The organism is Opitutus terrae PB90-1, assembly GCF_000019965.1.
Classification (GTDB): domain Bacteria; phylum Verrucomicrobiota; class Verrucomicrobiia; order Opitutales; family Opitutaceae; genus Opitutus; species Opitutus terrae.
Map to the genome: position 1 here is coordinate 4716063 of NC_010571.1, position 21025 is coordinate 4737087.

The window sequence follows — 21025 nt, forward strand, 5'->3', positions numbered from 1 at the left end:
AACCGCCGCCGCCGCAACGTGGGCGCCTCGCGCGCGATCGGCGATCGCACGCTTCTTCGTTGTAGCCGGGCTCGGTGAGCCCGGACCGGCCTCACCGAGGCCGGCTACAGCGCAATGGCGACGCCCTCGTCGCCGGTCAGAGACCGTCGCCCTCCCACCCGGCTGCGACGAGGGCGTCGCAGCTCCAGCAGCTCCTCCGGGAAGCAGCTACAGCAGCAGGAACGCCAGCGCCATGATCACCGTCGGCGCGAGCGCACCCAACAGCAGGCCAAGCGGCGAAACGCCGTCCGGGAAATACCGTTGCAGGATCGTCTGGCCGGCAGGATTCGGCGCATTGGCGATCACCGTGAGCCCGCCGCCAGTCACCGCGCCGGCGACGACGGCGTATTTCAACGGTTCGGTAAATCCCGGCACGAGGGTCGCGAGATACGTGATGGCCGCATTGTCGTTCACCGCGGTGAGCGCCGTCGCCCCGAGGAACAGCGGCAGCTCGGTCAGGCTGCTCAATACGGGCTGGATCCACCACGCCTGCAGTCCGCCGTGGATCACGAGACCCGCGAGGAAAAATCCGACCAGCAGCGGCGCCCGCAGATCCAGCCGGCTTTGGTGATGCGCCGTGGCCTGTGCGAACGCCAGGAAGAAGAGAAACCCGCCGATGAACAGCGCCGGGTAATGCGCGACAAATACCGTCAGCGCGAGAAACCCGAGTTGCACCACGGTGATCCAGGCCGGAATCGGCGGCCGGGCGTTCGCGGCGTTCTCCCCGCCCTCGGCCAGCCGGCTGCGCACCAGCTCGAGCGTTTTGAATTCATGGCGGAACGCGGCGTAATACGCCAGCGTCGCCACAAGGATGCCCACGAGCGCCTTCCAGCCAAAATGTAGCATCATGAAGGGCGTGTCCCAGCCCCACGGCGCCGCCACCATCAGCACCGGTGGCGCGGCGAAATGCGTCAGGGTCCCACCCACCGAGACATTCACGAACAACAGCCCGATCGTGGCATAGCGCAGCCGCAGCGAGGGCTCGAGTTGGTAGAACTGCCGCGCGAGCAGCAGCGCGGCGATCGTCATCGCCGCCGGCTCCGTGATAAACGAACCCAGCACGGGCGCGATGATCAGGATGGCCAGCCACCACGCCGCCGCGGAACCGCGGCCGATCGACGCCACGGCGCGCAGGCATTGCTCCGCGACCGTCAGCACCGGGCGGGTCGAAGCGAGCGCCATGATCACGACGACGAACATCGGTTCGGTGAACGTCACCCGCTGCCCAACGTAATCCACCACCGTCGGCCAGCCTTTGAACCACACGATCGCACCGATCAGCACCACGACCCACGTGCCGAACACGGCCTCCACCTCGCCGAGAAAATGCAGGATCTGGCCTTTGAAGCTCACTTCGTCCGGCACGTCATCCTCGTCAGTATCGGTTGCGGGTGCGGCGCGCTCCTTCAACCGCGCGCAGTGCGCGGCTTCGACTTCGTGCGCCCAGTGCCGGAACTTCGCCGTCAGAAAGGTGTGGATGATCGCGAGCAGGAAGATGCCCGTCGCAACCAGATTGAAAGGCTCGATACGCGCGCGCTCGCGCAGCGTGGCCCAGACGCCGTCGGCGGCGCCGGGATAAGCGTCGAGCGGCAGCGGAAAATCTCCTGCCGGCGCCCCCGCGGCATGGGCCAGCGGCACCGTCATCACCGTTCCGAGCACGAGCAGCCACGCGGGGATATGCGCTGGAGTGGGAGCCATAGCGCGGAGGCAACCCGCCGTCGCGCGCTTGGCAAGCAGCCGCTTACGATTTTTCGGTGGCACGGGCGTCCCGCCCGTGGACGAAGCATGCGGGGCACACGTCAGCCGGATGCCCACCCGCAGCCACACGGGCGAGACGCCCGTGCCACTGGCCTAGAACGTGTGCACGAACAACCCTGACCGCAGCTTCGGTTCGAACCACGTGCTCTTCGGCGGCATGATTTGGCCGGCGTCGGCGATGTCCATCAGCTGTTCGACCGTCACCGGATAAAGCGAAAACGCCACCCCGCCCTCGGCGTCGACGCGTTTCTCCAACTCGCCCGTGCCGCGAATACCACCGACGAAATCAATCCGCTTGCTCGTCCGCGGATCGTCGATCCCGAGGATCGGGGCCAGCAGCCGGTCCTGCAGGATGCTCACGTCGAGCCGCGCCACGGGATCAGCCTTCGAATCCGCCGTCAGGCGCAGGCCACGCCATTTTCCCCCAAAGTACAGGCTCGCCTCGCCCACCCGCGCCGGCGACGGCGACGCGTTCTCCGTGAGGCCGAACCGCGTTTCCACCTCGTCCAAAAACGCCTCCGGCATGCGGCCGTTCAGGTCGTGGACGATCCGGTTATACGGCAGGATTTTCAGCTCGCTCGCGGGAAACATCACGCAGAGGAACCAGTTGTAGTCCTCCGTGCCGTTGTGCTGCGGATTCCGCTCGCGCCGCAGCCGCGCCACCCGCGCCGCGCTCGCAGCCCGATGATGTCCGTCCGCGATGTAGGTGTGAGGCACCGCACCGAACGCCTTGATCCAATCCGCGCCGCCGGCGATCCGCCAGACGGTGTGCTGCACGCCATCGGGCGCGACGAAATCGTGCAGCGGTTTTTCGCGCACCTTCGCCTCGACGAGCGCGGTCACCGCCGGCTGGTCGCGATAGGTCAGGAACACCGGGCCGGTGTTCGCGCTGATCGTATCGATCAGCCGCGTGCGATCGTCCTCCTTGTCGCGCCGCGTCTTCTCGTGCTTCTTGATCAGCTCGGCGTCGTAGTCCTCGACGTGGCAGACCGCGACCAGCCCGCGTTGGCGGTGCGCGCCCATCCGCTGCTGGTAGACGTACAGACACGGCTCGGTCTCGCGCGTCAGCACCTGCGCGCGCTGCAGCGCCAGGAAATTCTCGCGCGCCTTGGCGTAGACCTCGTCGGCATGCGGATCGGTGCCCGGCGGCAGATCGATCTCCGCGCGGTCGACATGCAGCAGGCTATGCGGACGGCCCGCGGCCAGCGCCGCGGCTTCCGCCGTGTTCACCACGTCGTAGGGCACGCACGCCACTTCGGGCGCGAGCGCGGGAGGGGGCACCAGACCTTGGAAAGCGCGGATTCGCATGGGAAGAAAGGAACACGAAATACACGAACTGCGCGAAATCACGGGCAATCTTATCTTTTCGCGGAGCGTACCTCGATTTTGAACCTGGGGACGCGACGCCCTCGTCGCGTCGCGCTGTCATGGCCCCGCGGCGAGGGGGAGCTGAACTGGATCTCCCGCGGGCAACAAAAAGCCCTCCGTCACCGGAGGGCTAGAAAAACCGTTGCTGGCGGGCGCAGACGCTTACTTCTTGGCGCCGCGCTTGAACTTCGAGGTGAACTTCTCGACGCGACCGGCGGTGTCGACGAGACGCTTCTCACCGGTGTAGGCCGGATGCGAGTCCATCGTCACGTCGCGGGCGATCACGAAGTATTCGGTCCCGTCGATGTTTTCCTTACGGGCGGACTTCATCGTGGAACGGGTGAAGAAACGCTTGCCGGTTCCGATATCGAGGAAGCAAACGTTGTTGAGAGTGGGATGGCCTTCGGCTTTCACGGCGGGAAAAAAGGGTGTAGATCAGCCTTGGCGCGCCTTATAACGCGGCTCGACTTTGTTGATGACGTAGATCTTGCCGCGACGACGCACCACCTGGCACGCCGGGTGACGCTTCTTGGCAGATTTGATGGAGGAGACAACTTTCATAAAAGACGGGAAAACAGAGTGCGGCTTCCCCCCTGTCAACCGAAATGTCCCACGAGCGGAGCCGAGAGCTGAGAGTCCATTGTCCAGAGCCTGAAAACCAGTGCCCCGGAACCGCTTGGCACATCGCCACCGCCAAACCGTACCATCACCCATCGTAGCGCCGTTCCCCGACCGGCGTGCGCCAGTCGAAGGCTGGCGCCGCCTCTCCCCTCAACTCTCCTCCCGCTCTAGACTCTTCCGCCCTCAGTTCGCACTCAGGTCATCCGGCTCCTGCGCGAGCAGCCGCCATTCCTCGCCGAGCGAACTCACCACGGAACGCCACATCGCGGCGTCTTGCGGACCCTCCAGCAGCCCGGCTGGCATGTCCGCCACCAGCCAGGTCTTCTGCTTCAGCTCCGCTTCCAGCTGTCCCCCGCCCCAGCCTGAGTAGCCCAGGAACGCCCGGAGCTGCGTGCCCTCCTCCGCCGCGAGTTGCATCGCGCGCTCCGGCTCCACCCCAAAGTGCAGCCGGAACCCGTCTTCCTGCGGCTGCCACGCCACCAGCACGAGTTGCTCGGTCTGCACCGGTCCGCCGTGAAACAGCGGCACGCTCGCCAGCGAGCCGAGGGCGAATTCGCCGTTCAGCTCGCCGAGTCGCTTGCCCATCGGCCGATTGAGCACCACTCCCATCGCGCCCTCGGCGTTGTGCACCGACATCAGCACGATCGCGCGCCGAAAGTTCGGATCGCGCAATGCCGGATGCGCCAGCAGCAGCGAGCCAGCGAGGCTGGGCCTGGAAATCTTGCGGCTTTCGCGCATGGGCCTTCGGTTGACCGCAACCCGTGCGGCGCGTTTCACAATTGCACGATTTTGATTCCCGCGTCCGCCACGAGGTCCGCCACCAGAGGGTCGTTGTTGTAGTCCCGCCGATAGCGCACTTCGGCGATCCCCGCCGCCGCGAGGATCTTGATGCAGTTGATGCAGGGATAATGGGTGACGTACGCCACGCAGCCCTCGACCGAGCTGCCGCGCCGCGCCGCATCCGCGATCGCATTCTGCTCCGCGTGCACGGTCGCCTGCTCGCGTCCGTCGCGCAGGCGCGACGTGTGCGCCGCGCCCGGCAGGAAACCGTTGTAGCCGGCCGCGACGATCCGGTTCTTCCGGTCGCCGCCCGTGACGACCACGCAGCCCACGTGCAGCCGCTCGCAGTTCGAACGCGTCGACAGCAGCACCGCCGTCGCCATGAAATACTCGTCCCACGAGGGACGTCCGGGAAAGTGCTCGGTCGCCGCCGCGATCAGGTCCACCGCCGAGGGCTGAGCGGACGGGACGGAGATCGGCGGAACCGCGGCGTCATTCGCCAGGGAAGTTGGGATCGAGGGCGGAACGCTCATGGAAAACGCCCGCCAGTGTGGACTTCACCGGCCGCTCGGCAACCTTCCTCTGAAATCATGCTGCGAGCGATCCAGCCCGAGCTTCTCGATGGTCTGCCGCCGGAGCATCCCGACGCGCTGGGCAACCGTCGTGACCTCCGCCGACTCAACCAGCTCATGGGCAACCACCGCTGGATCGCCCGCACGCTCGATCGCCACCTGCGGCCGCGGGAATACGCCCTCGAACTCGGCGCCGGTCAGGGCGAACTGACGCAGCAGCTGTTTCGCCGCGGTCTGCGCGCCGACGCGCTCGATCGCTGGCCCCGACCCGCCGGCTGGCCGGCGGCCCTCGCCTGGCACCAGGCCGATCTGCAGACGTTCGATGCCTACGACCACTATCCGGTGGTTTTCGGCAACCTGATCTTCCACCAATTCGACGACGCTCAACTCGCCGCGCTCGGTGCGCAGCTGCGCCGATCCTGCCGGCTTATCGTCGCGTGCGAACCTGCCCGACGGAAGTCCTCGCAAGTCGCATACCGGCTGCTGGCACCGCTGCTCGGGTTCAACCGCGTCAGCCGTCATGATGGCCACGTCAGCATCGCTGGCGGTTTTGTCGGCACGGAACTGCCGCGCGCGCTCGGATTCACGCCCGCGGACTGGGCCCTGCGCTGCCGCACCACGTGGCGTGGCGCCTATCACTTCGTCGCGATCCGACGATGAACACTTCCCGGCCCATCGAAATCATCGGCGGCGGACTCGCCGGATTGTCCCTCGGGCTCGCGCTGCGTCGCGCCGGCGTGGACGTCAATATCACCGAGGCCGGCTCCTATCCGCGGCACCGGGTTTGTGGCGAATTCATCACCGGATTGCCCGGGTCCACGCGCACGGCGCTCGGGCTCGACGCGTTGCTCGCCGACGCGGTGGTGAACCGCCAGGTGGCTTGGTTCGCGGCGGGCGAGCCGGCCTGGTTTCAAGCACTCCCCTCGCCCGCGCTGAGTCTCAGTCGTTACGTGCTGGATGCGCGGCTGGCCGAGGCGTTCGTCGCCGCCGGCGGAGAACTGCGATCGCAGACCCGCAGCGCCGCGCACGCCGACGCGCCTGGTCGCGTGTTTGCGACGGGCCGCCGCCGCGCGCGCTCGCCGTGGATCGGACTCAAGCTTCACGCCATCGCACTGCCACTCGCCGCCGATCTGGAAGTTCACCTCGGCGCATCGTGCTACGTGGGACTCGCGCGGATCGAATCCGGCCGCGCCAATATCTGCGGACTTTTCCGCCGCGCCGCGCTCACGGGCCACGCTGGTGAACTCCTGCTGGCCTACCTGCGTCACACCGGACTCAACGCGCTGGCCACGCGACTGGCGGCTGCGGAATTGGACTCGGCTTCGTTCTCGGCCGTAGCCGCCGTCGAGTTCGATCGCCGGATCGCGCCGACGCCGCAGGCTCGTCTGGGTGACGCCTGTGCGGTGATCCCGCCGTTCACCGGCCACGGCATGGCCATGGCGTTTCAGAGCGCGGAAATCGCGCTCGCGCCGCTGCTCGCCTACGCCCGGGGCCATGCCGCCTGGCCCGCCACCCGACGCGTGATTCAGTCGGAGCTGCGGCGTCGGTTTCGGGTGCGGCTCACGTCCGCCGCCGCACTGCACCCGTTCCTGCTCGAACCGCCACGCCAACGCTGGTTCGCGCGGCTCGGTCGCGCCCGGCTGCTCCCGTTCGGCCCGCTCTATCACCTGCTGCACTGAAACCGGACGAGCCGTCGAACGCGGCGTTACGTACCGGCCCGCGGCAGCGTTTTGCCGGAAACCTCATCGTTTCCGCCACCAGCCGGTTGGCCGCCGCGTGCCTGCACCCGGAAACCTTCGGCCGGCGCATTTTCCCGCGATCCAAACGCCCATTACGCGGTCGGGTGTGTCATGTATCTCCATGCGCTCGCCACCGCCGTGCCCTCGGCCACGTTTTCCCAATCCGACTGCCTGCAGCTGGCGCAGCAGCCCAACGTGCACGCGTTGATCAACCGCCGCTCCAGTTTGATCCTCAGCAGCATCCTGCGCAGCGACCACGGGATCGCCACGCGGCATTTCGCCGTCACCGATCCCGAACACGTGTTCGAGTATTCCGCCGACCAGCTCAACGAAACGTTTCGCACCGAAGCGCCCCGACTCGCCGGTCAGGCCCTCACGTCCGCGCTGGCGCAGATCGGGCTCCGCCCGGACCAGCTCGACGCCCTGCTGATCTGCACCTGCACGGGATATTTGTGCCCGGGGGTTACGAGCTATGTGGCCGAGCAACTCGGGCTGAGGCCCAACGCGTTTCTCCAGGACCTCGTCGGGCTCGGCTGCGGCGCGGCGATCCCGACGCTCCGTGCCGCCTCGCATGTCCTCGCTGCGAACCCGAATGCCATCGTGGGCTGCGTTGCGGTCGAAATCTGCTCGGCGGCGTTCTACCTCGACGACGATCCCGGCGTGTTGATCAGCGCCTGTCTGTTCAGCGACGGCGCCGCCGCCACGATCTGGCGCGCCACACCCGGACCGAGCGGACTGCGCGCGTTCGATTTCGACACGCTGCACCGGCCCACCGACCGCGACAAACTCCGGTTTGAGCAACGGCAGGGCAAACTCCGCAATCTTCTCCATCGCACGGTGCCCGAACTCGCCGCGGGCGCCGTCAGCGAACTCTGGGCACGCCGCGGCTCGCGTCCGGTCCGCGCCGTCGTCGCGCATCCGGGCGGTCGCGACGTGCTTGAAGCGCTCGCGCCCGTCGTGGCTCCGTTCGAGCTGACCGCCAGCATCGAGACGCTGCGCGATAACGGCAACATGAGTAGTCCCTCGGTGCTCTTCGCGCTCGAGCGCACGCTCGCGCGCACCGATCCCGCCAGCACCGGCGATTTCTGGCTCGTCAGTTTCGGGGCCGGTTTCAGCGCGCACAGCTGCCGGCTGGGCCCCGCGTGAATTCCTGCGGTTCCGATCGGATCGTCGCCTCGTTCTCTTTCTCGTAATCGTTCTCGTTCTCCTTTTGGATGGCGTCGTCGAGAACGAGAAAGATTACGAGAAAGAGAACGATACCGGAACCAACACCAGCGTGCCGACGGGCTGAGCTGCAAAACATCCTTCCCTCCATGGCGAAACTCTCCGATCTCGTCGCGTATTGCGACCGCCGCACCCGGCGTACGGCATTCGAGGATTATCCCGGCTCCTGCAACGGGCTGCAGCTCGCCAACCGCGGGCAGGTGACGAAAATCGGCGCCGCGGTTGATGCCGGCGTGATTCCGTTCCAGCGTGCCGTCGACGCGGAGGTCGATTTCCTGATCGTCCACCACGGGATGTATTGGGACATGCCCCGGCCGCTCACCGGCCCCGCTTACGATCGCGTCGCCACGCTGATCAACGGCAACTGCGCGCTCTACTCGAGCCACCTCCCGCTCGACGCGCATCCGCAGATCGGCAACAACGCGCTTCTCGCCCGTCAGCTCAAGCTGAAGCTTCATCGTGGTTTCATGCCCAACGCCGGCGGCGACGTCGGCGGCATCGCGCTCAGCCGCGGGCTGAGCCGCGCCGCGCTGCGCGCGAAGCTGGAGAAACTTTACCCGCGCGTGATCGCCATCGAATACGGCTCGCCCACACCGCGCGAAATCGCCTTCTGCAGCGGCAGCGGCTACAGCGCCGTCTCCCACCTCGCGAAGGCCGGGGTCGACACGCTCGTCACCGGCGAAGTCCGCGAGGAGATTTTCAACCGCGCCCAGGAGGAGCGACTGAACCTCTACTTGTGCGGCCACTACGCCACGGAGGTGCATGCCGTGCAGGCGCTCGCCGCCGAAATCGCCAAGCGCTTCCGGCTGCCATGGGAGTTCATCGCCACGGACAACCCGCTGTGATCCGTGCCCACCCTCTTCGCTTTTGCGAAGATTCCTTGGCAATCCGTGCCGATTAGCGTGGATTCAGAGCCACCTCCCTGTCCATGAAACGCATCGCCATCGTCAACGGCCCCAATCTCGACCGGCTCGGCCAGCGCGAACCCGAGATCTACGGCCGCGCCACCCTCGCCGATCTCGAGCAAGCGCTGCGCGCGGAGTTCGGCAGTCAGGCCAGCCTCGAATTCTTCCAATCGAACCACGAGGGCGCGCTGATCGATCAGATCGCGGCGTTCGGTGCCGCCCGCTACGACGGGCTCGTGCTCAACGGCGCCGCGTTCACGCACACCAGCGTCGCCTTGCGTGACGCGCTGGCGGGCAGCGGGCTGCGCACGGTCGAGGTGCACATCTCCAATATCTACCGCCGCGAGTCGTTCCGCCACCAATCGCTCACCGCCCCGGTATGCGTCGGCGTGATCAGCGGACTCGGCCTCGAGGGCTACCACGCGGCGGTGCGCTTCCTCCTGAAAGCCTGAGCGCATGCCGGAACTCCTCGCTCCTTCCGTTCCGTTGCCATCGACCCCAGCCGCGCCGGCCAACGCGGTCTGGCTGGTGTGTCACACCAAGCCGCGATGCGAGAAGAAATTTGCCGCGTTGATGGCGGCCGAGCGCTTCGAACACTACCTGCCGCTGGTCGACAGCGTCCGCAAATACCGGCAGCAAACGAAGCGGTTCACGAAACCGCTTTTCCCGGGCTATGTCTTCGCCTGCGTACCGAACGAAAAGCGCGCACGCATCTTCCAGCAGGACCTGCTCGCGCGGGCGATCGACGTCGACGACGAACGCCGGTTCCTCCGGCAGCTCGACGACGTCCGCGCGATCGTCGCGTCCGGCTATGAGTTGACCGTCCTCCCGCTGCTCACGCGCGGCCGGCGGGTGAAGATCGTCGGCGGTCCGTTGCATGGGCTCGAGGGCTTCGTCGACGATCCTTCGAACCCGCGCGGCGTCGTGCTGTCGGTGGACGTGCTCCAGCAAGGTTTGCTGGTGAAACTCCCCGCCGAAAATTTGCAGGTTCTCCCATAACTCACCCCATGCTTTCGCGCTCTTCGCCCTCTTCAGCGCCGCGGATCCGGAGTGCGGGTGTGAGCCTGCTGCTCCTCGCCCTCGTCGCCGGGCTGCACGCGCAGTCGGTCGCGGTGGCGCCGGCGGAGAATGGCCGCCGCCCGAGCGAGTTCCTTGAGAGCTTCATCGATCGGCTCCCGGAGTTGCTCGATATCGGCCTGCCGAGCTTCGCTCCGCCCGGCGCCGTGCGGCTCTATGCGCATCCGCGGCTTGGTGACCTGATTCACGAAGACTATTTCCGGCTGCCCGTCGGCGCGCGCGTCAAGGTCAACGAACGCGTCGAACTGCGCGCCGAGCTGGGCACGTATTTCACCCACGGGCTCGGCGATTCGGTCGGTTACGGCCTTTACCAGGGTCGCATCGGCATCACCAAGGAACATGTGCTGTGGCGTGACGCCGGCCTGAGCACCAGCCTCGAGTTCGTGACGCCGTTGAGCCGGCCGCCGCGCGAAATCACCGATGGCGTCCGCCACACGCTCCCCTCGATCACGTTCACCCGCACCGTGGTGCCACGTTGGGGCATGGTCGGATTCGCCACCGTCGGACTCGATCTGATCGATCACACCGTGCTCGAACCGAATTTCCGCGAGAATCAGCTCCGACAGAATTCCGCCATGGTCATGCTTGGCGTCGCGCGTGAGTGGCGGCGAATGCACCTGATCCTGCGCGTCTTCGACGCCAACACCGCGCCCATGGGCTATGAGGCGGAAAACGTGTTCGGCATCCGCCCGAGCATCGGCGTCCCGTTGCTCCGCCGCGACGACGGCACGCCCCGCGCCACGGCCACCTTCGAAGGCCGCGCCATCTGGGGTCCCGATGGATTCGAGACGGGCGTCACCACGCGTATTCGCGTCGATTTGCGCTACCGCCCCGGCGAATCCCGTCGCAAGCAGCGCGCGTTTCAGTTCGCGCCGTAGCAGTAGGCCTGCGTGTTTGCCGGTTCGAGCCAGCAAAAACCGGCAGGCCAAGACGCCTGCCGCCACGGGAAACAGCGGGGAGCTCGTTTGAACGCTGCGCGGCGTGAGCGAACTCCGGTCGATCGCTCAACGCAGCGCCACCCGCACCGCGTTCACCGCCACAGCATCCACGCGATGCGGCCCAGGTGCAGCGTCCCGCATGCCACGAGCGCCGCGGCGAGATCGTCCATCACCACCCCCCAGCCGCCCGGCAGGTCCTGCAGTTTTTTGATCCCGAACGGTTTCGTGATGTCGTAGAGCCGGAACAGCGCGAACCCCGCGAGCAGCACCGCCCACGCGGGGAAATGCCGCGCCAGCAGCGGCCAGCCGAGGAAGCACAGCGGGATCGACACAAACTCGTCGAGCACCACCTCGCCTGGATCCTTCCGGCCGAGCCGGAACTCGGCCTCGCCGCACAGCGCCACCGCCAGGTAGGCGCCGACCGCGCTGCAGATCACGTTCGCCGCAATCGATGCTTCAAAAAAGAAAACGGTGAAATACAACAGGCCCGCGACCGAGCCCCAGGTGCCGGGCGCCGGCAGCTTCCGACCGATCGGCCCAAGCCGGGCCAGGGTCAACACAGTCGCCGTCGGCAGGAACCGCGGCCAGATCGGCTGCTGCAGGCGCATGTCAGCTCCGCTCCGCCGCTCGCGCGCTGCGTGCTTCGGGCTTCGCGACGCACGTTCCGCCTGCGCTTCCCGTTGCCGGGGCGCCGGCTCGGAACTCCATGCTCAGGCCTCTCAGCGCTGGACTCTGGACGTTCACCTGCATCGCTCAGCCCAGCACCACGTGCCCGTGTCGCCGGAAATAGGTGACGCCGGAGGTGATCGTCAGCAGCACCGACAACGCGAAGAGCCCGATGCCGCCCCAATTCACCGCCACGATCCACCAGCGCTCGCCCCCTCGGAACAGCTCGCCGAAATCCCGCGCGAACATCTGCGCGCCGAGCAGCCAGCCGATCGCGTTGAGCTGGATGAAGGTCTTCAGCTTCCCGCCCGCGTCCGCCTCGACGACGACGCCTTTGGTCGCCGCGACCATGCGCAGGCCCGAGATCATGAACTCGCGGCACAGGATGCAAAGCAGCGCGATCATCGCCGGAATCGTGTGCCCCATGAAATAACCGCCATTCACCAGTGCGATCATCACGCCGATCACCATCACCTTGTCGATGACCGCGTCCATGAACCGCCCGAAGGTCGAAACCTGATTGCTGCGGCGCGCCAGCATGCCGTCGAACCAATCGGTCAGCGCCGCGGCGATGAACAACCAAAAGGCCAGCGTCGCCGCCCACTGGAAATCCGAATACATCAGGGCCACGATCGCGAACATCGCTGGCAAGCGCGAAAACGTCAGGAGGTTGGGCAGATTCATCGAAGCAAGGCCGTGAAAGCACACTGAGACGCCGGCAAAGGCAATAGCAGAGCCGCCACGGATCGCGCCGAGGCGTTCGACCCGTGTGCTTTGCACCGCGGAACATGTGGCACGGGCGTCCCGCCTGTGGACGACGCTCCGCGTCGCCAAGCCAAGCGAAGCCCCTGGTCAACGGATCACGGGCAGGATGCCCGTGCCACCAGCGCGCGCGCGCCGGCGAAAAACCGCATCGCTTCCGCCGCGACGATTCGTTTTGTTCGATCAGCCATGCGCCATTGCATTTATCCTGGCACCTTCGACCCGGTCACCTACGGGCACCTCGACGTGCTCGCCCGGGCCGTCAAACTTTTCGACCACGTCACCGTCGCGGTCGCCGAAAACACGCCCAAGGGACCGTTGTTCACGTCCGCCCAGCGGATCGCGATGCTCCAGCCCAACGTCACCCGGTTCCCGAACGTCTCCGTGACGTCCTTCAACTCGCTGCTGGTCGAGTTCGCGATGGCGCAAAAGGCCATCGCGGTCATCCGCGGCCTGCGCGCGTTTTCCGACTTTGAGTTCGAGTTCCACATGGCACTGATGAACCGTCACCTCGAATCGCAGATCGAAACGATTTTCGTGATGCCCAACGAGCAATTCAGCTACACCAGCTCTTCGCTGGTGAAGGACGTGGCGAAACACGGCGGCGACGTCTCGCACTTCGTGCCGCCAAATGTCGCCGCGGCGTTGGAAGCCGTGTTCGGCACAAAGTAGGCGGCAGCCACCTTGCCACCTTGACGGTTCGGTGCCGCGACGATTGGCCGGTGGCGAATCGGCGTCACCTTTGCATCCTTCACGCGTCTTTACGCGAACAGTTCGACCGCGGCCACCCGGTGACCGGCGGTCCTCGTCTGCTTCCTCCCTACTCTCATGGCTCGAACCAAACGCACCGGCGGAATCGTACTCACCTTGCTCGTTCTCGCCGTCGCCGGCGCCGGCCTCTGGTACTGGCTGAACCGCCGCGCCGAAAAGCCCGCCGAATACGTCACCGTTCCCGTCACGCGCGCCGACCTGACGCAGGTCGTCACCGCCACCGGCACGCTGCAGCCCGTCATCACGGTCGAGGTCGGCAGTCAGATTTCCGGCATCATCGACAAGGTGCTGGTCGACTACAATTCCGTGGTGAAGAAGGGCGACGTCGTCGCCCACATCGACGCCGGCACGTACGAGACGCGGTTGCGTTCGGCCGAGGCCGATCTCGCCAACGCGCGGGCGAACTACCGGCTGGTTGAACTCAACGCCCAGCGCATCCGCTCCCTGCGCGAACAGGAACTCGTGCCGCCGTCCGATCTTGACCAGGCGCTGGCGCAACTCGCGCAGGCCGAGGCGCAGGTGCAAACCCGCACCGCCGCCGTCGAGAGCGCGAAGATCGACCTCTCCCGCTGCACGATCTATTCGCCGGTCGACGGCATCGTGCTCTCCCGCCAGGTCGACGTCGGCAAGACCGTTGCCGCCAGCTTCAACACGCCCGTGCTCTTCACGATCGCGAACGACCTCACCAAGATGCAGATCGAGGGGGCGATCGCGGAGGCCGACATCGGCAACGTCGAGGTGGGCCAGGCGGTGAAGTTCACCGTCGACGCCTTTCCCAACCGCCAGTTCGAGGGCCGCGTCTCGTCGATCCGCAACTCGCCGGTCACGGTGCAGAACGTCGTCACCTACGAAACGATCATCGACGTGCGCAACGACGATCAGAAGCTGCGCCCCGGCATGACGGCGAACGTCTCGGTGATCGTCGCCCAGCGCCCCAACACGCTGCGGATCCCGAACACCGCGCTCCGCGTCCGCTTGCTCGACGTGCCTCCGCCGCCGCCGCCCGCCGCGACCGCCGGCGCACCCGCCGTCGCACTGAAGCCGCTGCCCAACGAGCAGCGCCGCCCTTACATGGAAAAAGCCGGCTGGACTCCCGGCAGCGGCCGGCCGTCGGAAGACGTCATCGCCCGCGCGCGCGAGCTGGCGAAAGCCGACGGCTACGAGTGGCCCGCGTTCGGCGGACGCGAACGCCCCGCCGCTTCGGACGGACCCGTCGTTCGCGCCGTATACCGATTGGAAGGCACCGGGCCGAACGCCCGGCCCGCCGCGGTCAACGTGAAACTCGGCATCTCGGACGGCACCCAAACGGAGGTGCTTGACGGCCTCGCCGAGGGCGACCGCGTGATCACCGGCATCGCCGCTGCGAGTGCCGCGCCGCAGCAGGCCGGCGGCAACAGCCCCTTCGGTCCGCCGCGCCGCCGCTAGCCACTCGCCGCCTCTCGGTTCGCTGCGATTCCGTCTCTCAACTCTCAACCCTCAACACTCAACTTTCTTCCGCTCCGCTCTAGCCTCTCAGCTCTAGACGCACTCGCCCGCCCCATGCCCACGGTCGTCCAACTCCAAGACATCCACCGCGTCTACAACTCCGGCGAGGTGCAGGTGCACGCCGTGCGCGGGGTCTCGCTGGAGCTGCATCGCGGCGAGTTCCTCGCGATCATGGGCGCGAGCGGCTCGGGCAAATCGACGTTGATGAACACGCTCGGCTGTCTCGATCGGCCGAGCAGCGGCACCTACCGGCTCGACGGCGTTGACGTGTCGCAGCTCGACCGCAACGAGCTCGCCGACCTGCGCAACGAGAAGCTCGGCTTCATCTTTCAGGGTTTCAATCTGCTCGCACGTACGACCGCGCTGGAGAACGTCGAGCTGCCAATGCTCTACGGACGCCGGCATCACTCTAGCCGCGAGCTGCGCGAACGCGCCATGAGCGCCCTCAGCGTCGTCGGCCTGGCGGATCGCGCCGATCATTTTCCCAGCCAGCTTTCGGGCGGGCAACAACAGCGCGTCGCGATCGCGCGCGCGCTCGTCAACGAACCGCAGGTGCTCCTCGCCGACGAACCCACGGGCAACCTCGACAGCAAGACTTCGGTCGAGGTGATGGGCGTGTTCCAAAAGCTCAACGACGACGGCATCACGATCGTGATGGTCACGCACGAACTCGACATCGCGCAGTATTGCCGGCGCAACGTGATCATGCGTGACGGCCGGATCGTGAGCGACGTGCCCGTCGCGAAACGCCTGCTCGCCGCGGCCGAGATGCAGAAACTCCACGCCGCCGAAGCCGAGGCCAAACTCACCGGCTGATTTTCCCGTGCGCTTCCGCTCCATCATCATCGTCGCGCTCCGCGCCCTCCGCCGCAACAAGCTGCGCTCGATGCTCACCGCCCTCGGCATCATCATCGGTGTCGCCGCCGTGATCGCCATGGTCAGTATCGGCAACGGCGCAAAAGCGCAGGTCGAAGCGCAGGTCGCCAGCCTCGGCCAGAACGTCATCACCGTTTTCTCCGGCAGCTTCACCGGCGGCGGCATGCGCGGCGGCTGGGGCAGCGCGCCCACGCTCACGGTCGAGGACGCGCTGGCCATCGGCAACGAGGTGCCCGGCGCCATTGCGGTCAGCCCCGAGGTCCGCGATCGCAACCAGGTTCTCGCCAACGGACTCAACTGGAACACGCTCGTGAACGGCGAATCGCCCGACTACGGCGAGATCCGCGGCTGGAAGGTCGCCAGCGGCACGATGTTCACCGACCAGGATGTCCGCAGCGTGGCCAAGGTCGCCGTCATTGGGAAGACCATCGCCGATCAGCTGTTCCCCAACGAGGATCCCATCGGCCAGACGATCCGGATCCGGAACATCCCGTTCAAGGTCGTCGGTCTGCTCGAGGCGAAGGGCTTCAATCTTTTCGGACAGGACCAGGACGATATCGTGATCGTCCCCTACACGAGTCACATGAAACGGCTGTCGCGCCGCACGAACGTCAGCTCGATTCTCGTACAGGCGCCCAGCGCGGAACAGATCCAGCGCGTCCAGGACGAGATCACCGATTTGCTCACGCAGCGGCGCAAGGGCAAGGAGCCAGACTTCACCGTGCGCAACCAAGTCGAGCTCGCGCAGGTCGCGACGGCGAACACCCGCACGATGACCATCTTCCTCGGGATCACCGCCAGCATTTCGCTCATCGTCGGCGGCATCGGCATCATGAACATCATGATGGTCTCGGTGACTGAACGCACCCGCGAGATCGGGATCCGGCTCGCGGTCGGCGCGCACGGCCGCGACGTGTTGCTGCAGTTCCTCGTCGAGGCGGTGATCCTCAGTTCGCTCGGCGGGCTGCTCGGCATCGCGCTCGGCGTCGGCTCGTCGAAACTCGTTTCGATCATCAACGACTGGCCGGTGCTCGTCTCCACGCCCTCGGTCGTACTCTCGTTTGTCGTGAGCGCGGCCGTCGGAATGTTCTTCGGCTTCTACCCCGCCCGGAAAGCCGCGCAGCTCGATCCGATCGACGCGCTCCGTTACGAGTAGCTCGGCACCACCTGGCACGGGCAGCTTGGCCGCGGGTTTTCCCTCTGTCGCGCCCGAGGCTAAACACGGTCATGCACTTTCGAACAACCGTTTTAAAGGTAGGGCGGGCATTCCGCTGCCCGCCGAGAGGATGCTCGCCCTACCTTGCTCTGCTCGTTCCGCGTGGAGGAATGCGACGACGGACGGCGCTCCACTTGCGCCATGCTCGCCTTCGCGTAGCCGCCGCTCCAGACTCCGCCCATGCCCACGCGTATGCTCCGCGCCTCGGTCATCGCCATCGTGATCACCGCCAGCTTGGTGGTGCGCGCGAGCCCCGAGCCTTCAGCCCGTGAGCTGCACCGCGCGGGCGTCGAGGCCTTTCAGCGCGGGGACTACACTGCCGCCGCCCACGCGTTCGCCGCGGCGGCCCAGCTCCGTCCGGATCGACCTCGCACGCTCTACAATCTGGCCGTCGCACGCATGAGGGTCCACGACACCGCCGGGGCGATCGAAGCCCTTCGCCAACTCAGCTCGCTGGGCTTGGTGCTTCCCCTCGGTGACGACGAGGAGTTCGCCGCGTTGCGCGAGAAGCCGGAGTTCCGTGCCGTCCTTGCAGCCATGGCTGCCCACCGCGAACCGCGCGGGAAGGCGACTCCCCTCTTCACGTTGCCGAAACACGCCGGGATCATCGAAGGCATCGCCTGCCGTCCTTCGACCGGCGACACCTTTCTTTCCGACGTCCACCTGCGCTGCATCTGGCGCCGCACGGCCGCGGGCGCAGTAACGCGATTCACCGCGGCCGACGATAGCATCGGCGGTATGTTTGGACTGGTGATCGACGAGCCCAACCAACGGTTGTGGGCGGCCACCTCGCTCATGTCCGCTGTCGCCGGTGTCGCTCCGGATACGCGCAGTTCCGGCGCACTCGCCGCCTTCGACCTCGACTCCGGCCGATTGCTCGCGCGCTATCCGCTGCCCAACGACACCCGCGAGCATCTGCTCGGCGATCTGACGCTCGCCCCCGATGGCTCGATCTACGCGCCCGACAGCAGCGCGCCGACGATCTGGCGGCTCGCCCCCGGCGCCGCTGCTCCCAAACCCTGGATCACGTCCTCCGTGTTCGAATCGCTGCAAGGCATCGCCCTGCTCGACGACGGACGGAAGCTGATCGTGAGCGACTACGCGAACGGCCTGGTTCTGATCGACGTCGCCACGTGCGCTCTGCACTGGCTGGCCGCGCCAGTGAGCACGACGCTGGTCGGCATTGACGGACTCGCCGCGCGCGGAACCGCCGTGATTGCCGTGCAGAACGGCATTGAACCGCAGCGCGTCGTGCGCCTCTCGCTTTCCGACGATTTCAGCGCGATCACCTCCGTCACCACGCTCGCCTCATCGCTGCCGGGACTCGACGATCTCACGCTGCTCACGCTTGGGGACGGCCTACCCACGGTCATCGCACACAGTGGCTGGGCGCTGTTCGACCCCAAGAAATCAGCGTCGATGTCCGCCCATGACGTGCAGGTCTTCCAGCTCCCACCGCTCGACTAGAGTCACGCCGGCCAGGTAGGGCGCGGATTCCGCTCCGCGCCGGGAGTCCCTCTGGTAACTGCGGCGCCAGAAATCGGCCACCGGCCGGGTCCACAGCGCCACCGCTGTCCGAACGGCTCAGCCGCGCACCGGCTCGGCGGCGTCCGCCAGCAGTTGCTTACGGCGTGCGGCGTCGTGTTTCCGATCGGTCCGCAACTCCAGCACGCGAATGCCCTGCTCGGGCAGCGTCGCGATAAGCTTGCTGAACTCCGGCCAGCCGCGGATGAGCACGTGCTCGACATCATGCGCCGCGCAGAGCTTCGCGAAATCCACCGCTTGCGGCGTCGCGAAAAATTCCTCGAACGGCGGGTCAAACTGCGCGACGGGCAGATGCTCGAAAATCCCGCCGCCGGCATTGTTGATCAGCACGATCGTCAGCGACCCGCGCAGTTTCGGCCGCAGCAGAAATCCATTCGCATCGTGCAGGAGTGCGAGATCGCCGGTCAGCAGTACCGCCGGCCGGTTGCCGTGCGCAATCCCGAGCGCGGTCGAGAGCGTCCCATCGATGCCGTTCGCGCCGCGGTTGAAGTAAACGGCCTGCTGCCGTTTCGTCGCCGGCCAGAAATACTCCACGTCGCGCACCGGCATGCTGCTCGCCACAAACACCGGCGTGTTTTTTGGCAGATGTTGCGCCAACAACCAGCACGCCTTCGGCTCGAACAGCGCCTTCTCCTTCTCCAGCACTACGTCGAACTGGCTCCGCGCCCGCACCTCCGCCTGCTGCCACGCCGCGCGATAGCCCGCGTCGTCCGCACGCCGGCCGGTGACGGCCAGCGACTCCACGTCCGCGATGATCTGCCGCGCGCGGCCGTGCAGCGCGTCGCGATTGGCCGCCGAGGTCGCCACGAGCAACACCTCCGCGCCACTCGTCTCGAGCCAGCCGCGCAGCACCTTGCTCGTCGGCCAGCCGCCGAGACACAGCACCGCTTCCGGTCTGAGTCGCTTGGCCACCTGCGGCTCACGGAGGATCGCATCGTAACAGGTCACGATGTCGGCCGCAGCGAGCTGACTGCGCACGGGCGAAAGCGCATCCGCCAGCACCGGCCAGCAGAGCATCGTCGCCAGCGCACTGACCTTCTGGGCGTAGATTGCCGGATCCGCCACATGCGCCGGCCCCGCGACAATCACGCCGCGTCCGGTCATCGGTGCCGCCCACGCCATCGTCGCGGCCCCGACGGGCGCCGGCCGATCGAGATGCGCGAAAAAATCGTCGCCGATCTGTCCCGCTAGCGCGCGCACGCTGGCGTCCTCGATTGGCGGCAGCGGATCACGGAACGGCGCGTTCAGGTGCACCGGGCCCGCCGCCGGACTCTGCGTGCGCATCACCGCATGCGCAATGGTCTGCCGGAGATACGCAAGGCGGTCGAGCCGCGGCTCGGGCACGGCCAACTCGTGATAGAAATTCGCGTGCCCGCCAAACAGACGTTGCTGATCGATGGTCTGGCCGGAGGCGCAGTCGCGCATCTCCGGCGGACGATCCGCGGTGATCACCAGCAGCGGCACATTGCTCTCCTGCGCCTCGATCACTGCCGGGAAGTAGTTCGCGCCTGCGGTGCCGCTCGTGCACAACAGTACGACCGGTCGCCGGTGCTGCTTCGCCAACCCGAGCGCGAAGAACGCCGCGGAGCGTTCGTCGAGCACCGGCACCGCTTCGATCTGCGGATGCCGCGCGAGTGCGATCGTCAGCGGCGTCGAGCGTGAGCCGGGCGACACCACCGCCTCGCGGACGCCGCAGCGCGCGAGCGTCTCGACAAGCACGCTGCCCCACAACGCGTTGGTGTTTCGGAAATCGAGCGTGGCGCTCATCGCGTGTCAGTTGGCCGGCGTCGGCAGCGGTGCGGCCGGGGCCGGTTCGCTGGGCAGGTTGGCGAGCAGGTAGGCGATGAGCGACTCGATTTGCGCGTCGTCGAGCACGCCGCCGCGCTTCTTGTCCCACGCCGGCATCAGGGTGCCTTCCTTCCCATTGCGAATCCACTCGTTCCAATACGCCCCATCGCGCCGCACGGTTGGCGGCGCCTTCAAGTCCGGCACCATGCTCGCGCGGTGTTCCGCGCCGTGGCAGACCTGGCAGACTGCCTGAAAAAGTTCGCCGCCCATCCTGCCGGCCGCTGGCGTGACATGGCAGCTGACGCAGTCACCACGCAGCACCGCTTGCCGGTCCGCCTGCGCCACCATCATGTTCATTTCGCGTTGAATCGCCGGCGGCGTTGGCACCTGCACGTGCACCAGCAGGAGTTCCTCGCCGGCGGTCGTGTCGACATAGACGGTCTTGGTCAACGCGCCGCGCCGGCTCCGAAGATCGACGATGACGCGCAGCGTGTCGCTCGCGCCAGGCGCGATGATCCACGGCTGGGCACGCATGATGCCGGCGGTGCAGCGACACGACGTGCTGATCCCGCGCACCTCCACCGGCGCGTCGGACACGTTGCGGAATGCAAACGAGAACTCCGCCGTCGTCTCGCCGGGTTTGGCGTCGTAGCTCTGCTCGAGCGTCTCCCACGCCAGCGCAGCCGCCGTCACACTCTGCATCTGCCCCGGCACCGCGGCGCGGGTCGGCATCGGCAGGCTGGCCAGCACGGCAGATATCACGGCGATCCAACGGAAAGCCAAACGCCCGCGCATCGCTGGTAGGGCGCGGATTCCGCTCCGCGCCGTGGCCGTCTCCGGCATACTCGGCGGCGAGAGGACTCGCCGCCCTACCCTTGGCATGTCGAATCTTCCG

The 21025-nt window shown here is 66.8% G+C and carries 22 protein-coding genes; 12 read left to right on the forward strand and 10 right to left on the reverse strand.

The window, feature by feature from the left end; all coding sequences use genetic code 11:
- Nucleotides 1-207: 207 nt before the first annotated feature.
- The 6 genes from OTER_RS18320 to OTER_RS18340 form a co-directional block, all read right to left on the reverse strand.
- Nucleotides 208-1737 (reverse strand): putative Na+/H+ antiporter, encoded by a 1530-nt coding sequence (locus tag OTER_RS18320; protein WP_012376433.1) that lies wholly within the window; start codon nucleotides 1735-1737, stop codon nucleotides 208-210.
- 153 nt (nucleotides 1738-1890) lie between these two features.
- Nucleotides 1891-3105 (reverse strand): DUF1015 domain-containing protein, encoded by a 1215-nt coding sequence (locus tag OTER_RS18325; protein WP_012376434.1) that lies wholly within the window; start codon nucleotides 3103-3105, stop codon nucleotides 1891-1893.
- Nucleotides 3106-3327: 222 nt separating this feature from the next.
- Entirely contained in the window at nucleotides 3328-3579 is a 252-nt protein-coding gene (locus tag OTER_RS18330) for a type B 50S ribosomal protein L31 (protein ID WP_012376435.1), read from the reverse strand.
- A gap of 21 nt (nucleotides 3580-3600) precedes the next feature.
- Nucleotides 3601-3726 carry a type B 50S ribosomal protein L36 gene (gene ykgO, locus OTER_RS25375; RefSeq protein ID WP_012376436.1) on the reverse strand — a complete coding sequence of 42 codons (126 nt, stop codon included), beginning with the start codon at nucleotides 3724-3726 and terminating at the stop codon, nucleotides 3601-3603.
- 243 nt (nucleotides 3727-3969) lie between these two features.
- Nucleotides 3970-4524 (reverse strand): YqgE/AlgH family protein, encoded by a 555-nt coding sequence (locus tag OTER_RS18335; protein ID WP_012376437.1) that lies wholly within the window; start codon nucleotides 4522-4524, stop codon nucleotides 3970-3972.
- 35 nt (nucleotides 4525-4559) lie between these two features.
- A complete protein-coding gene (locus OTER_RS18340) occupies nucleotides 4560-5099 on the reverse strand; it encodes a deoxycytidylate deaminase (protein ID WP_083767780.1) in 540 nt (179 codons plus the stop codon).
- Between the two features lie 57 nt (nucleotides 5100-5156).
- Between OTER_RS18340 and OTER_RS18345 the strand changes: the two genes are divergently transcribed.
- The 7 genes from OTER_RS18345 to OTER_RS18380 all read left to right on the forward strand — a co-directional run bounded on the left by OTER_RS18345 (nucleotide 5157) and on the right by OTER_RS18380 (nucleotide 10961).
- Nucleotides 5157-5798: a class I SAM-dependent methyltransferase gene (locus tag OTER_RS18345; RefSeq protein WP_012376439.1), complete on the forward strand. Its 642-nt coding sequence runs from the start codon at nucleotides 5157-5159 to the stop codon at nucleotides 5796-5798.
- Nucleotides 5795-6817, forward strand: coding sequence for an NAD(P)/FAD-dependent oxidoreductase (locus OTER_RS18350; protein ID WP_012376440.1), 1023 nt, complete (start codon nucleotides 5795-5797; stop codon nucleotides 6815-6817). The genes OTER_RS18345 and OTER_RS18350 overlap by 4 nt, the downstream gene beginning before the upstream one ends.
- Before the next feature lie 51 nt (nucleotides 6818-6868).
- On the forward strand, nucleotides 6869-8023 hold the full coding sequence (locus OTER_RS18355; RefSeq protein WP_337446956.1) for a type III polyketide synthase: 1155 nt from the start codon (nucleotides 6869-6871) through the stop codon (nucleotides 8021-8023).
- A gap of 167 nt (nucleotides 8024-8190) precedes the next feature.
- Complete coding sequence (locus tag OTER_RS18365; RefSeq protein ID WP_012376442.1) at nucleotides 8191-8946, forward strand: Nif3-like dinuclear metal center hexameric protein; 756 nt, start codon at nucleotides 8191-8193, stop codon at nucleotides 8944-8946.
- Nucleotides 8947-9029: 83 nt separating this feature from the next.
- The gene (aroQ, locus tag OTER_RS18370; RefSeq protein WP_012376443.1) at nucleotides 9030-9458 is read left to right on the forward strand and encodes a type II 3-dehydroquinate dehydratase; all 429 of its coding nucleotides are present in this window, start codon (nucleotides 9030-9032) and stop codon (nucleotides 9456-9458) included.
- 34 nt (nucleotides 9459-9492) lie between these two features.
- Entirely contained in the window at nucleotides 9493-10005 is a 513-nt protein-coding gene (gene nusG / locus OTER_RS18375; RefSeq protein ID WP_237702388.1) for a transcription termination/antitermination protein NusG, read from the forward strand.
- A gap of 8 nt (nucleotides 10006-10013) precedes the next feature.
- A complete protein-coding gene (locus OTER_RS18380; RefSeq protein WP_012376445.1) occupies nucleotides 10014-10961 on the forward strand; it encodes a hypothetical protein in 948 nt (315 codons plus the stop codon).
- A 152-nt stretch (nucleotides 10962-11113) separates the two neighbouring features.
- On the opposite strand, the gene OTER_RS18385 is transcribed toward OTER_RS18380, so the two are convergent.
- Both OTER_RS18385 and pgsA read right to left on the reverse strand, forming a co-directional pair.
- Nucleotides 11114-11629 carry a phosphatidylglycerophosphatase A family protein gene (locus tag OTER_RS18385; protein WP_012376446.1) on the reverse strand — a complete coding sequence of 172 codons (516 nt, stop codon included), beginning with the start codon at nucleotides 11627-11629 and terminating at the stop codon, nucleotides 11114-11116.
- Nucleotides 11630-11774: 145 nt separating this feature from the next.
- Complete coding sequence (gene pgsA / locus OTER_RS18390; RefSeq protein ID WP_012376447.1) at nucleotides 11775-12371, reverse strand: CDP-diacylglycerol--glycerol-3-phosphate 3-phosphatidyltransferase; 597 nt, start codon at nucleotides 12369-12371, stop codon at nucleotides 11775-11777.
- 267 nt (nucleotides 12372-12638) lie between these two features.
- Between pgsA and coaD the strand changes: the two genes are divergently transcribed.
- The 5 genes from coaD (at nucleotide 12639) to OTER_RS18415 (ending at nucleotide 18264) form a co-directional block, all read left to right on the forward strand.
- Nucleotides 12639-13121, forward strand: a complete 483-nt coding sequence (coaD, locus tag OTER_RS18395) for a pantetheine-phosphate adenylyltransferase (RefSeq protein WP_012376448.1) — start codon at nucleotides 12639-12641, stop codon at nucleotides 13119-13121.
- 156 nt (nucleotides 13122-13277) lie between these two features.
- Nucleotides 13278-14645 (forward strand): efflux RND transporter periplasmic adaptor subunit, encoded by a 1368-nt coding sequence (locus OTER_RS18400; protein ID WP_012376449.1) that lies wholly within the window; start codon nucleotides 13278-13280, stop codon nucleotides 14643-14645.
- A 114-nt stretch (nucleotides 14646-14759) separates the two neighbouring features.
- Nucleotides 14760-15521 carry an ABC transporter ATP-binding protein gene (locus OTER_RS18405; protein ID WP_012376450.1) on the forward strand — a complete coding sequence of 254 codons (762 nt, stop codon included), beginning with the start codon at nucleotides 14760-14762 and terminating at the stop codon, nucleotides 15519-15521.
- Nucleotides 15522-15528: 7 nt separating this feature from the next.
- The gene (locus OTER_RS18410; protein WP_012376451.1) at nucleotides 15529-16737 is read left to right on the forward strand and encodes an ABC transporter permease; all 1209 of its coding nucleotides are present in this window, start codon (nucleotides 15529-15531) and stop codon (nucleotides 16735-16737) included.
- Nucleotides 16738-16977: 240 nt separating this feature from the next.
- Nucleotides 16978-18264: a tetratricopeptide repeat protein gene (locus OTER_RS18415; protein WP_148218175.1), complete on the forward strand. Its 1287-nt coding sequence runs from the start codon at nucleotides 16978-16980 to the stop codon at nucleotides 18262-18264.
- Nucleotides 18265-18381: 117 nt separating this feature from the next.
- Here the strand turns inward: OTER_RS18415 and menD are convergent, their stop codons facing one another.
- Both menD and OTER_RS18425 read right to left on the reverse strand, forming a co-directional pair.
- Entirely contained in the window at nucleotides 18382-20109 is a 1728-nt protein-coding gene (gene menD, locus OTER_RS18420; RefSeq protein WP_012376453.1) for a 2-succinyl-5-enolpyruvyl-6-hydroxy-3-cyclohexene-1-carboxylic-acid synthase, read from the reverse strand.
- Nucleotides 20110-20115: 6 nt separating this feature from the next.
- Nucleotides 20116-20880 carry a DUF1573 domain-containing protein gene (locus OTER_RS18425; protein WP_158305479.1) on the reverse strand — a complete coding sequence of 255 codons (765 nt, stop codon included), beginning with the start codon at nucleotides 20878-20880 and terminating at the stop codon, nucleotides 20116-20118.
- Between the last annotated feature and the right edge of the window lie 145 nt (nucleotides 20881-21025).